Below are 12,511 nucleotides of genomic sequence, written 5' to 3' on the forward strand. Positions count from 1 at the left end.
GCTCAGTACTTGACCCAGATGTCGGTTCCGGGATGGATGGCCTGGAGCACCTGGGTGTTCGGCTCCTTCTCAATCAGGCTCAGGGTGTGAGCACTGGGGCTGTAGGCCGCGTTTCCCGCCCAGACGATCTGCGCATCCTTGAAGACAGCCATGTCGTGCACGTGCTGGTCCACTGTGTACTTGTTCCAGCCGGGCGTGCGAGCGGGAAGGACCGTGAGCGCCGGAGCGGGATTCGCCGCGGGCGTCGTGTCAGCGCGCTGGAGATGGTCGTGTCCCCCGCTGGTGCCGACCCATTCCACGATCGACTCGGTGCCGTCGGCGGCCCGGCAGTGCTGGATCGTCGGGAAGAACACCGTGGTGAAGGGCTGGTTCGGCAGCATGGCGCGCAGGGTGAGCTTGTAGAAATGGGTGTCGCCCGGCAGCACGTCGGCACTGGAGGGCTTGGTCCAGGTCACCGACGTCACCTTGTTCGTGCTCTCGTCCCTCTTCACGACCGCCTTGCCGAACTCGGAGTTCAGCGGCCGTACCGCGGTCACCCCGTCCGGAATGCGAACCTCGATGCTGTAGGTATCTGCGCCATCACAGCCGTGGCCCACGTTGAACGTGAGCTCCTGGGTCGTCCCCGCGATAGCGGGGCCAGGGGCGCCCACGGAGATGTGGGCCTCGGCGGCAGTGCACAGCAGCGACACCACGGCGGCGGACAACAGGTGCGATCGAGCCTTCATTCGTGCTCCTCCCTGGCAGGTCTTCTAGGTTGGAGGCACAGCCCGAGGAATGTGACATGTTGTCGCAACCCCGTAAGGGGCTCAGACGGCCGTCCAGCCTCCGTCGATGTCGAGCACCATCCCCGTGGCGTACTCACACGTCGCCAGGAAGTAGGCCGCGTCCGCCATGTCGCGGGTCGTTCCCGCGCGCTTCATCGGAACATTGTTGGCGAGCCCGGCCAGGAACGCTTCCACCTGCTCGGGCGGGACACCCCAATCAATCGCTGTATTGCGCGTCAGCCCCGGCGACAGAACGTTCACTCGAATACCTTTCGGGGCCAGTTCGACCGCGAGTGAGCGCCCCATGGCATTGACCGCGCCACACAAGCCCGCGCCGCCCGCGTAGTTCACCAGGGCCGCGTGGCCGGCGATGCCCGAGCAGAGAATGATGGAGCTGCCTGGCTTCATCCTCGGAACGGCGTAATGGCAGGCGGAGAGCTGTCCGAAGAAGCGGTCGTTGAACAGCTCGCGCCACGCCTTCGTGCGTACTTCTTCCACTGGGCCGAACACCGCGCCGCCTGCGCAGGTCACCAGCAGGTCCACGCTCGCAACCGAGTTGATGAGCCGCTGGACCTGCTCCTCGTCGCCGACATCCGTGGGCACGCCGCGGGCCCCGCGCCCTATCTTCGCCACGGCCTCGTCCAGCCGCTGCCGGCTCCGCCCGGCGATCACGACCTCCGCTCCCTCGCGCGCGAAGCGCTCGGCGATGGCGAAGCCGATTCCCGAACCTCCCCCCGTGATGATGGCCGTTCTCCCGTCCAGTGCTCCCATGTGCTCCTCCCTGAAATGTTGGATGCAGAGCAGATGGTTGTCCTGGTTGATGCGTGGATCCAGGAAACAGGTGGGTCGCACCTCCCTCGCGGGTGGGGGAGGGTCACGGATTCCACGAACTCATGGCGCTTTGCGTCATCTCCCCTGTCGCTGAACCTGGGGAGTCCGGTATCGTGGAGCGTCAGACAGATGTCACTTGCCGTCGGAGGCGCAGTCGTGAACGTCGTCTTCATCTCGCCCCACTTTCCGCCCCAGTTCTTTCACTTCGTCACCGCCCTGCGCGAGCGCGGGGTCAACGTCCTGGGTCTCGGCGACGCCCCCTACGACTCCCTCCGCCGTGAGCTGCGCGATTCGTTGTCGGAGTACTTCTTCACCCCCAACCTCAACGACTACGACGCTCTCCTGCGTGCCACCGGCTACTTCACCTGGCGCCACGGCCGCGTGGATCGCATCGACTCGCTCAACGAGACGTGGCTCGAGGTGGAGGCCCGTCTGCGTGAGGACTTTCACGTCCCCGGCCTGCTGCCCGCGGACATCGCCCGCCTGCGCTCCAAGCTCGGCATGCACGATGTCTTCAAGCAAGCTGGAATCCCGCACCCGGATGCCATCCCCTTGAAGGATGCCGCCGGGGTGAAGGCCTTTGCCCGGAGCGTCGGCTATCCGCTCGTCCTCAAGCCCGACGTGGGCGTTGGCGCCGCCCGCACCTTCAAGGTGTCCAGTGATGCGGAGGTGGACGCGGCCTTCTCCGAGCCGCTGCCCGGCTACCTCGCCCAGGCCTTCGTGCGCGGCACCATCGTCACCTATGACGGGCTCGTGGACCGCGATGGCCACATCATCTTCCGCCTCAGCCACGAGTACAGCGACGGCATCATGGAGTCGGTGCTCGAGCAGAAGGATCTCGCCATCTGGAGCCACAAGGAGATTCCCCCCGCGCTGGATGCCATGGGCCACAAGGCGGTGGCGGCGCTCGGTCTGCGCGAGCGCTGGTTCCACCTGGAGTTCTTCCGGCTGGCGGATGGGAGCTACGTGGTGCTCGAGGCCAACCTGCGCCCACCCGGAGCCTTCCTGACGGACATGATGAACTACGCGTGCGACATGGACGTGTACCGCCTGTGGGCACGCCTGTTGACGGGCGAGGCGCTGCGCGACTTTCGCTACACCCCCAAGTACCACGTGTGTCACGCCGGCCGGCGCACGGGCCGCTCGTACCGCCACCGCCACGCGGAGGTGGTGGCGCGGCTCGGTGGGGCACTGCTGCAGCACCGCGAGCTGCCCCCCGTCTTCAGGAGCGCCCTGGGCGATGAGATGTACCTCATCCGGCACCAGGAGCTGTCGGCCATGCAGGAAGCCGTGCGCTTCATCCAGGCCCGGTAGCTGCGCGCGGGCGCCTCAGCTCAGCAGCCAGCGCATGGCGAGGGGCAGCCGGCGCTGCCAGTCCTTCTCATGGTGGTGCCCTCCGGGCTCCAACACGAGGAACAGCTCGTGGCCGGCGTAGCCCAGGCGCTGGAGGTGGTGGAAGAAGTCGCGCGTGGCGTCACCGTAGGACATGGTGAAGCCCACCGGATCGATGGTCTCGTGCAGGCCGGCATCCAGGTAGATGCGCGACCAGCGCCGGGTGTGGGCCGACCACTCCGCGAAGAGCTGGTTCCAGCCCCACATCACCGAGGGCGACAGGCCGCCGATGCGGCCGAACAGCTCCGGGTGCTTCCACCCCATGTACAGCGACATGAGGCCACCCAGCGACGAGCCCATCACCGCCGTCGACTCGGCGCCCTGGCGGGTGCGGTAGGTGGACTCGATGTAGGGCTTGAGCGTCTCAACGAGAAAGCGGACGTAGGGCCCGCCTCGCGCTTGGACATGGCTGCGCGGCTCGTCCCAGGGCGAGTACTCGGAGAGCCTGTTGGACGTCGAGTCCACCGCGACGATGAGCCACGGCTCCACGCCGCCCTCGGCCACCAGCCGCTCAAGGGTGTTGTTGGCACACCAGGTGTCGTAGATGGCCGACTCGGGGTGGGCGAAGACGTTCTGCCCGTCGTGCATGTACAGCACGGGGAAGCGCCGGTGGGGCTCACGGTCGTACGCATCCGGGGTGTAGATGCGGACCGTTCGGTTGAACCCCTCCTGCGGAGAGGCGAAGTCTCGGATGATGTGGACGTGTCCCATGGGGCGGATCCGGGGGGTGACGGCGCCCCTTCACCATAGGCCGCTGGAAGCGCCGCGTCATCCTCAGCGGCACAGCGGTTGTTCAGCGGCGCCGACCCGGGTGGCGATGAGCTGCAGGAGCTCGGTGGGCTGAGGCTCCTGGCCTTTCTCCCAGAGCGTGGACTCCGCCCAGCACTGCACCCAGGGGACGCTCCAGTTCGCCGGGAGCTCGTTGCACTGGGCCCGCCGCTGGGCGGCACGGACCTGGGCGTCTCGCTGCACCGCCTCGAGCAGGTGGGGCGCGAGTTGGTTGAAGAACGCGTTCGAGAAGTCCCGGGGAGAGGGGGTCTCCAGGGCGTTCGCGGAGAGTCCGGCGGGCCTGAAGCCCACGTGCTCCTCGTCCTGGAAGCGCAGGACGCCCTGCTGACGCGCGGGAGCGGTGGCGCCCGGGGTGTTCGCCTGGAGCGTGAAGCGGAAGTCCGACGACCAGCGGTGGATCCACGCCGAGTAGGTGAAGGTGTCGTACACGTCCTCCTTCACCGACTCAGGCGTGTTGGACAGGTTCGAGCGGGCCGAGCTGAGCTCCTGGGAGGCGGAGTCGTAGGCGGCGTGGAGCGCCTTGGCCTCGTCGCAGGCCGTCTTCTTGCTGGAGGGCTCAGGACACCCCACACAGCTCGCCTCGTGCGTGTTCTTCTCGGTCTCGCACGCGTCGTCCATGTCATCCCGATGCTTCTCGGCCCTCCGGTACTCACGCTCGGCTCGCTCGAGGCGCTTCTCAGCAGCGGAGTAATCCGGATTGGAGACCCACCGCGTGCCGCTGACGTAGTCCACGGTGCGCACGTCCTCGCTGACGTTCTCCACGACGCGCTGGATGAGCGCGTCCACCTGGAGCTCGAGTGGCGCCGGCTGGCCAGGCACCGTTCCCAGCTCCGCGCACCGCGCCCAGAAAGGCAGTCCCGACGACAGGCGATGGCAGAGATCGGACAGCTCCCGGGCGATCTGCGGTGACATCGCGCCCTCGAGCCGGGTGACCACGGGGATGGCGCTCTGGCCACGGAACGCCTGGCGGGCCTGCTCGGTCCGGGAGGCCGTGTCTGCGCCAGGCGTGAGGCACTGCGCCGCGGACCACAACGCGGTGGCGGCACCCGCCGTGCCCTGCTTCTCCGCGGTGACGGCGAGCTCCGCGAAGCGCGAGGCGATCCGGCTCGCCTGTTCGGAAAGAAGAGTCTGGTAGCCCGGGAGGGGGAACTGGTGACCACGAGCCTGGAGGCAGGCGAGTCCGGCCACCTGCGTGTCCAGCGAGCCGTCCGCGCTCCACTTGCTGGCACAGCGCTCCGTGTGGAGCTGGCTGGCCTTCTCGAGCATCGCGGTGACCTCGGGGTGGTTGGGGATGAGATCCAGGGAGTCGAGCAGGGGAGGGATGCACCGGTCGAGCTCCCCCGCCTCGCACGGCGTGCGCGCGGACTCGAGGGCCTGGGCCGTGGCCTTCTGCGCGAAAATGGGGACCCGGGTGCAGGCCATCTCGTCATCGGGCGCGGCGGCACAGGCCGACCGGTAGGCGCGGGCCGCCGTCATGAAGTCACCGCGAACCGCGGCCTCCTTGGCCTGGGACATGGCCTCCCGGTAGGCGGTGTTGCAGCCGCTCAACACGAAGAGCGCGAGAAGTGGGGAGAAGCGCGAGGCCAGGGGATGAGAGCGCATGACGGGTAGAGAATAGGAGAGGAAGGGCGGCAGGACCCTGGACGAGCGAGGGGGCTGCTTATTCAACGGCTTGACGCTCGTGCGGAGGACACCGCATCGTCGCTCCTCATGATGGCCGTGTCACCTCGCGCCACGGTAGCCGAGTGCTCGTGGGATGTGCTGCGCTCGAGTTCCTCGGACGTGCTCTCGCTGCTCGATGCGCACCTGGGCGTGCGCGTGCCCGGCTTCCTCGCACCCTCCGAGTGTGCCGTGCTCGCGCATCGCGTCTACGCGGGCCGCCCCTTCTGGATTTCCGATTTCGACGGCGTGCAGTTCTCCCTCGGCCGTGCCTGGTACACCCACCTGGAGCAGGATCGCGAGGAGGAGTACTTCGCCAATGCCCGTACCTCGGACGCCGTCGTGGAGCGGATGCTCCCCGGTCTCCAGGCGCGCTTGTGTGAGGCCCTCTCGGCGCTGGTGGGGGCTCCCGCCGTCAAGCGCGAGGGCTGGTGTGGCCCCGGCGTCCACATCTTCCCGGCCGGCGAGTGGCTGTCCCAGAACGGGGGAGACATCCACTTCGACACCGAGGGCCTCTCCGACGAACACTGCGCCCGCCGCTCGCGCGCCCTCACGCTCGTCCTGATGCTCCAGCCCCCGGAGTCAGGGGGCGCGCTGCGCCTGTGGGATGTCACCTATGCGGGCAGTGACGCGGTTCCCGACAGCGCTCTCCAGGTCGCGCGCGTCGATGTGGACTACGGCGTGGGGGAGCTGCTCTTGCTGGACAGCTACCGACTGCATCAGATCCAGCCCTTCACCGGCACGCGAGACCGTATCTCGGCCACGGCGCACGCCGCGCTCGATGAAGCAGGCTCGACGTGGGAGGTCTGGTTCTAATGTGTATGTCCCCTCTCCCTTTGGGAGAGGGCTAGGGTGAGGGTATTGCCACTCGCTGTGCCTCAGTGGGAATGGGAACCTGGGGCGCTCCTCGAAAGGGCTGTCCCCAATTGCGTGCTCCGATGTGTACCGGTCCGAGCGGTGACACGCGGGTAACTCATACCCTCACCCCCCGCCCTCTCCCAGAGGGAGAGGGAGCATGCGTAACTCACGTGAGCGGGCGCAGGTAGTGCCAGTCCTCTCCGGAGAGGTCCTCCGTCGTGAGCGCGCACTCAGCATCATCGCCCGGCAGCAGGTACACGAGGTCGGACTTCACGTGCAGGTAGTTGAGCAGGGCCGGCCCCTTGAGCAGATGCCGGAAGGTGTTGCGGCTCCACAGATGCTCCTCGGCGATGTCGCAGTGCGCGCTCATCCTCTGGTCACTCGTGCTGCCGTTCTGCAGGAGCATCGCCAGGGTGCACACGAGGTGGCGTGGGCGGCCGTCATCCTGTGCCGGTTGGCTCCGGGCCTCGTTGCCTTCCAACCCGTCCACCCAGTCCTGGAAGTCATTGGGCGCGCGTGACGGATCGTCCCAGTAGTCCCAGACACCCAGCTCGAAGCGGTTGGCCTCCCGCCGCAGCACGTTGCAGATGCGGCCGTAGTAGTCGTGCATCCGCGCATAGTTGGTGCGCTCCGGAGCGGTGCGGATGAGCTTGTGCAGCTCCCGGTACGTCGGATCGTCCGCGCCCCGCAGCGGCATCACCACCTGCATGGAGAAGATGGAGTATTTCATGCGCCGCTCCTGTTACCCACCCGAGTAGGAGCTCGAAGAGCGGTTCCACGAGCTGCGAGAGGAGAACGCCGGCCCGAGGATGGCGCGGCTCTTACTCGACACTCGCATGGCCACCTTGCCGAAGCCGGAGGGCACCGGCCGGGGGGCACCGCTGGCCCCGCGTGGTACCGAGGAGAACATCGTCGAGCGCCGCATCGGCTCGTAGGCGTATCCGCGCGAGAGATCGGAAGGCACCTGCGCCAGGTCCCTCGTCGAGAGGATTCCGGCAGACGACAGGCCGAGCATTCTTCCAGTGGTGCTCGCGCTGGAGCGACTCCACGGGTAGACCGACCAGAAGGTGTGGTGTACCGCTGGCGAGCCCCCGAAGTAGTAGGCGCGCGAAACATGTGTCGAGCGTGTGCTCGGGGTGCCCGCGTCCAAGGTGCCCGCGTCCGTGGAGATGCCTGCATCCCGGGCGGTGCCCGCGTTCGGGGTCGCCACCGGAGTTCCCCCATCCGTGGCAACAGGCTGCGTCGAGGATACGACCGAAGTAACAGGCTCCGTGGGGTCAGGCCGGAAGTCGTTCGCCGCCACCAGCTTCACGTCCAGGCCAGCGGCGCGCCAGGCCACGAAGTCCTCGTTGAGGTCATCCAGCTCCTGCACCTGGGTCTTCCCGTTGGGGACGACGTAGAGCACGTGCTGGACGCCCAGCTTGCGGAGTTGCTCGGCGGTCGGCATTCGCGCCACGTAGCGGTTGTCGAACTGGACGCGCTCGTCGGAGTAGGGCGCCAGCCGATGGCGATCGAGCACGAACATCGGAGGCGCGGGGACAGGGCGTTGCTGGGCCAGCTTCCTGAGGGTGGGCTGATAGAACGCCACAGCGGCGAGCGTGAGGTGCGCGGGCACCACGCCGCGTGGGTGAGGCCAGTTGTCGTAGGTGAAGACGGGCTCGAAGCGTTCGGCCAGGGCGATGGCGAAGGCGACTGACTCGGGGCCCGGCAGGTCCACCAGCACGGCCGTGGCGAGTGCCGCTTCCTGCTGCTTCGAGAAGAGGCTCGCCAGCGCCGAGCCCTGCTTGAACGCCGTGTCCATGTCAGGCGTGAAGATGGGGCGCAGCGCCTTGCGCAGCGTCGCGGAGGCGTTCCGGGCCTCCCCCATCAGATTGCCCGAGACCGATTGGAAGAGCGTCGCCTGGTAGTAGGGCTTGAGCGTGTCCTGCTTCGGGGCCAGCTCCGTGGAGAGCGCGGCGAGGTCCTCCGGCTTGAGGGAGTCCTGGGTCTGTCCCGCGAAGGCCAGGGCGTTGCCCGTGGCGCCGAAGTTCCACCCGCGCTCGCGCTGCACCTTCAGCGAGTCCTGGAGCTCCAGGTACTCGTCCTCCTCGTCGTCCTCATCATCGCCCGCGGCGGAGAGCACGAGGCCTCCCACGGCCACCGTGCCCCCGAGCACCGCCAGGGCCTGGAGCGCCTTGCGCCGGGTGACCGGGTCGCTCATCGCCGTGAGGCCCTCGTTCCACCACTGCGCACCGACGATGCCCGGCTCCCGGGTCATCACCTTCCGCTGGAAGGGGTTCTGGTCGGTCTCCTCGCTCATCGTCGCCTCGTCTTCCTTCTCACGGAGTGACCAGCACCGGGACGCTCAACGCGCTCGTGTCGGTGGCGCCTCGCTGCACGCGGATGTAGAGGCCGGCCGCCTCTCCCGCGATGACATAGACGCCGTGGTTGATGGTCTCTCCGCCCGCGCTCTCCTCGGCGGCGAAGTACCTCTGGGCTACCCAGCGGCCAGGTACTGCATGCACCAGCGCCGCGTTCCACTCCTGCTGGGGCGTGAGGCGGCCCACCAGCACCTCGTCCCCCTCCGCGCCGTAGTCCGACTTGAGCACCCACGCCTCCCGGTCCCTCGCCAACTCCTCGATGGGCAGCGTCTCCATCCGCACTGTGTACGGAATGTGCGCGCGGATGGTGGCCCGTGCGCGTGGGGAGAAGCGCTCGTGGTGCTCCCACATGAAGGCCATGGACCGCTTGTTCTGCGTGAGCACCGCGCCGAACGGATTCACCACCACGCACCGGCCCTCCAGGCAGGACTGCAGCACCGCCGACAGCGGCCCCGCCAGCGGCACCATGTCCTCGAAGGGCTCCTCGTCGTCCCAGACAGGCATGCGCTCGCCCCACCAGTCCGTCTTGTAGTGGCGCAGCAGCACGTCGCACGGCTCGCCAAAGAGGTGCACCCGTCCATCCGGGCCCGCGGTGAGGTTGAAGGGCGAGCCCAGGTTCACCTTCCACCCCCGCGCCTCGAACCACTGACGGTAGAGCCGCACCAGGCCCAGGTCCTCCGGCATCTCCGTGGGGTAGAGGATGCCCACCGAGAGCTGCTCCGGCGCGGGCTGCAGCAGCCTCGAGGCCAGCGATTCCACCATCGCGCACAGCCGCTCGCCGAGCCCCGTGTTCGGGTCCACCGTGCCCGGCCACGCGGGCTGCACCAGCGGGTTGAGGAGCACGGCCTCGACCTCGCCCGTGGGCGTGTCGCTGTTGAGCTCGCACACCGCCAGCTGCCCGTCCTTCGTGAGGAAGACGTCCGCCCGGGCCAGCCCGTGCCAGAAGGGCTGGGACGTCTGCCACATGAGCTTCTGGCAGGGCGTGAGTCCGAAGAAGTCGTCCAGCAGCTCGGGCGAGGCGGTACAGGCCAGCACCACCTCGTGGTAGGCCGCCGCCACGTCCTCGGCGGCCCGGAAGAGCGCGGCCTGGCGCTCGCGCGGAACGAGCAGAGGCTCGGCGCGGAAGCGGGGCGCGCCTTCCAGCCAGGGATCCGTGATGAGTCCGGTCCGCAGCAGGCTCTCGGCGAGCGCCTCGTAGGTCAGGGGCGGGGTGCTCATCCGAGGCGAGTCACCAGGAAGGCGGCGGCGAGATAGGAGACAGCCTCCAGGACGCCCATGCCCAGGTTGCGCTCGGCGGCGATGCCCTGATCCAACCGGCCACCCCGCAGGGAGAAGCGCGCGCCCAGCAGCAGCGTCTGCACGAAGAGCTGGCGCACCGGGTAGAGGGCGAGGGCGAACAGGAGCGCCAGTGCGTAGCCGCGCAGCGAAGTGCCCCAGTCCACGAAGCTCCCCTCCACCGCATGGCCGATGATGAGCGAGAGCGCCACGGTGACGCCCGCGTAGCTGAGCGCCGCGGCCAGGTTCTCCCCGAGGATCTCCTCCGCGTCGTCATAGGCGGTGAGGGTGCGGAAGAGCATCACGAACAGGTGCAGGGTGAGCTGGGCGAGCACGAAGAAGACGAGCGCCACGCCGAGCGCGCTCAGGTCCGTCCCAGACAGCGAGCGCGACAGGAGGATGCCGGTGGCGAGGTAGTGCGAGCCGGCGGCCAACCCGGCGGCGATGTTGCCGCGCTCGACCTCGGCGGCCAGCCGCGCGCGCAGCAGCACCCGCACACCCAGGTGGCCAAAGAGCACGAGCAGGGCCAGCGCCGCGAGGCCATGGGCCGCGACCCAGAGCGCATCCCTCGCCAGGCTCTCTCCCTCCACGCTCCCTGCCACCACCGAGCCCGAGATGAGGAAGACGCCGAGCACCTGTCCCACCTGAAGCAGCGCATGGGCCATGTGGCCCTGCTCGAGATCCGCGCGCACGGTGTGCGTGGGCGACCAGAGCCGCTGTCCGGCACGCAGGAGCAGGAGGAGCGCGACCGTGGTGATCGCACCGAAGGCGGGCAGGTAGAGGGGACGGAGCTCCATGGGGACCCAAATGCTACATCGGATTCCCCTCGGGCAAATGCCCGGAATCACGACACTCCTGGTGCTGGGGCAAGCCTCCCAACTTCCGGCCGAAGCCTGCGCTGTCCGCCATCCCTCATCGACCTGACCCGGAGTCCGAGACGGCTTGCCGCACTGCGGCAACGAACCAACCTTCCCGGACAACCTGGAGGTTCGTGATGCAGCCCTACCGTCGTTTCCATCCGCATTACCGTGAGCGATTGGTGCTCGCGGATGGGACGTGGGCGGAGCTGCGGATGGTACGGCCCGAGGACGCCGCGCTGCTACGGGAGGGCTTTGAGCGGCTCTCTCCTCGCTCGCGCTTCCAGCGTTTTCTGTTCGCCAAGCCCCGGCTGTCCGCGGAGGAGCTGCGCTACCTCACGAACGTGGACGGGGAGCAGCATGTGGCCATCGGCGCGGTGACGTGGAGCCCGACTGGCAAGGAGGTGGGGCTGGGCGTCGCCCGGTTCTTCCGCCTGGCGGAGTCCCCCGAGGTCGCCGAGGTGGCCATCACCGTGGTGGATGACGCCCAGGGCAAGGGGCTCGGTCGGATCCTGATGGACAGGCTGGTGGAGGCCGCGCACGAGCGGGGTGTGGAGCGCTTCGAGTTCCGCGTGCTGGCGGGCAACCTGCCCATGTACAAGCTCGTGCAGACGCTCGCGCCCTGCGAGCCCGTGCGGGACGATGACGCGCTCTGCTTCAGCGTGCCGCTGCCCACGCCCGCTCGGGGCGGCTACGAGGTGTTGCGCTCGCTGTTGGCGCTCGCGGCCCAGGGGGCTCTCACGCTCATCGGGCCCACGTGCTGGTGGCGGAGGCTGCCCCGCGCGTCGCCGCCCGCGGGCTACGAGGCGGAAGCCCGTTCCCCCTGAGGGGCATGATCCTGGCGGAGCCGCTCGAGGAACTCGGGCTGGAAGACGCCATCCACGCGCAGCGAGTAGCGGAAGAAGGGCGCGGCCTCGACACCGTGGTAGTCGAAGTCGTTGAACCAGTAGGCGCGGCCGTCCACGTGCGTCTTCTGCTGGCGCTCCTCGTCCCAGAGGAAGAGGCGCTTGTTGCCGCGCGGGCAGACGGTGATGAACTGGTCCGGGGCCGTCTGCTCCTCGGGCTCGCCATCGCGGTGGACGGTGCCGTGATCGTTCGCGTTGAGGCCGAGCAGTGTGCAGCGGCCGATCTCCCGGAAGGGAAGGGCGCGCACGAAGGCCACGGTGCGCGGGAAGTAGAGGCGGGCCTCGCGGGTGAAGTCCTTGCCGGCGCTGGTGCTCTTCTCGCTCCAGTAGCCACCGGGGACGAGCTCGTAGAAGACCTTCCAGGGGAAGAAGACGCCGTACTTGAACTCGAGGAAGCGCAGCTGCTCGCGGGTGAGCGGGTGGTCGCGCTCCTCTCCGAACTCGTATGCGTGGCGGCGCTTCGGGTCGAAGGCGCCGGGCTCATGGCCGAGTGAGACAAAGGTGGCGAACTCCTGCTCGCTGAAGCCGCGGATGACCTGGCCGTAGTCGATGTACGGATCATTCGCGAGCGACGGGGGGACAATGCCCATGGCCTTGTGGCTGCCGCCTGTATAGCTGGTGCCCACCTGGGCGAGCGCGTAGCAGATCTCGTCATCCAACGAGGCGAGCTGCCCCAGGTCCAGGTAGGGCTCGAGGTTGATGAAGGGGCGGCCCCAGATGCCGACGAGGCCGTTGCGTGCGCCTTCCATTGTGTGTCCGTTCGACTCCGGGCCTCGAAGGGCGGCCCCGTTCCGGGGTGGAGGATACGTGGTCGGGGGTGC

Annotated in this window: 12 protein-coding genes; 3 read left to right on the forward strand and 9 right to left on the reverse strand. The window is 68.2% G+C overall.

The annotated features are described in order from the left end of the window. Positions 1-2 precede the first annotated feature (2 nt). Both F0U60_RS19400 and F0U60_RS19405 read right to left on the reverse strand, forming a co-directional pair. On the reverse strand, positions 3-725 hold the full coding sequence (locus tag F0U60_RS19400; protein ID WP_395822126.1) for a YcnI family protein: 723 nt from the start codon (positions 723-725) through the stop codon (positions 3-5). Positions 726-806: 81 nt separating this feature from the next. Further along, a complete protein-coding gene (locus tag F0U60_RS19405) occupies positions 807-1,535 on the reverse strand; it encodes an SDR family NAD(P)-dependent oxidoreductase (RefSeq protein WP_395822128.1) in 729 nt (242 codons plus the stop codon). A gap of 216 nt (positions 1,536-1,751) precedes the next feature. On the opposite strand from F0U60_RS19405, the gene F0U60_RS19410 reads away from it, so the two are divergent. Further along, positions 1,752-2,909 carry an acetyl-CoA carboxylase biotin carboxylase subunit family protein gene (locus F0U60_RS19410; protein WP_395825311.1) on the forward strand — a complete coding sequence of 386 codons (1,158 nt, stop codon included), beginning with the start codon at positions 1,752-1,754 and terminating at the stop codon, positions 2,907-2,909. 15 nt (positions 2,910-2,924) lie between these two features. Here the strand turns inward: F0U60_RS19410 and F0U60_RS19415 are convergent, their stop codons facing one another. Together F0U60_RS19415 and F0U60_RS19420 are read right to left on the reverse strand one after the other, a co-directional pair. Further along, positions 2,925-3,698: an alpha/beta hydrolase gene (locus F0U60_RS19415; protein WP_395822130.1), complete on the reverse strand. Its 774-nt coding sequence runs from the start codon at positions 3,696-3,698 to the stop codon at positions 2,925-2,927. Between the two features lie 63 nt (positions 3,699-3,761). After that, complete coding sequence (locus tag F0U60_RS19420) at positions 3,762-5,378, reverse strand: hypothetical protein (RefSeq protein ID WP_395822132.1); 1,617 nt, start codon at positions 5,376-5,378, stop codon at positions 3,762-3,764. Positions 5,379-5,486: 108 nt separating this feature from the next. Between F0U60_RS19420 and F0U60_RS19425 the strand changes: the two genes are divergently transcribed. Next, complete coding sequence (locus F0U60_RS19425; RefSeq protein ID WP_395822134.1) at positions 5,487-6,251, forward strand: hypothetical protein; 765 nt, start codon at positions 5,487-5,489, stop codon at positions 6,249-6,251. Between the two features lie 208 nt (positions 6,252-6,459). Here the strand turns inward: F0U60_RS19425 and F0U60_RS19430 are convergent, their stop codons facing one another. Genes F0U60_RS19430 through F0U60_RS19445 form a run of 4 tightly spaced genes read right to left on the reverse strand, consistent with a single transcriptional unit; the run spans position 6,460 to position 10,725 of the window. Beyond that, a complete protein-coding gene (locus tag F0U60_RS19430) occupies positions 6,460-7,023 on the reverse strand; it encodes a hypothetical protein (RefSeq protein ID WP_395822136.1) in 564 nt (187 codons plus the stop codon). Between the two features lie 12 nt (positions 7,024-7,035). Next, entirely contained in the window at positions 7,036-8,592 is a 1,557-nt protein-coding gene (locus F0U60_RS19435) for a hypothetical protein (protein ID WP_395822138.1), read from the reverse strand. Positions 8,593-8,611: 19 nt separating this feature from the next. Beyond that, complete coding sequence (locus F0U60_RS19440; protein WP_395822140.1) at positions 8,612-9,871, reverse strand: glutathionylspermidine synthase family protein; 1,260 nt, start codon at positions 9,869-9,871, stop codon at positions 8,612-8,614. After that, a complete protein-coding gene (locus tag F0U60_RS19445) occupies positions 9,868-10,725 on the reverse strand; it encodes a DUF350 domain-containing protein (RefSeq protein ID WP_395822142.1) in 858 nt (285 codons plus the stop codon). Before F0U60_RS19445 ends, F0U60_RS19440 begins: the two co-directional genes overlap by 4 nt. Positions 10,726-10,922: 197 nt before the next feature. On the opposite strand from F0U60_RS19445, the gene F0U60_RS19450 reads away from it, so the two are divergent. Continuing rightward, a complete protein-coding gene (locus F0U60_RS19450; protein WP_395822144.1) occupies positions 10,923-11,612 on the forward strand; it encodes a GNAT family N-acetyltransferase in 690 nt (229 codons plus the stop codon). Here the strand turns inward: F0U60_RS19450 and F0U60_RS19455 are convergent. Continuing rightward, positions 11,585-12,439 (reverse strand): hypothetical protein, encoded by an 855-nt coding sequence (locus F0U60_RS19455; protein WP_395822146.1) that lies wholly within the window; start codon positions 12,437-12,439, stop codon positions 11,585-11,587. The genes F0U60_RS19450 and F0U60_RS19455 overlap by 28 nt on opposite strands. Positions 12,440-12,511 lie beyond the last annotated feature (72 nt).

It is taken from the genome of Archangium minus (assembly GCF_044360475.1).
In the GTDB taxonomy this organism is placed as follows: Bacteria; Myxococcota; Myxococcia; order Myxococcales; family Myxococcaceae; genus Archangium; species Archangium minus.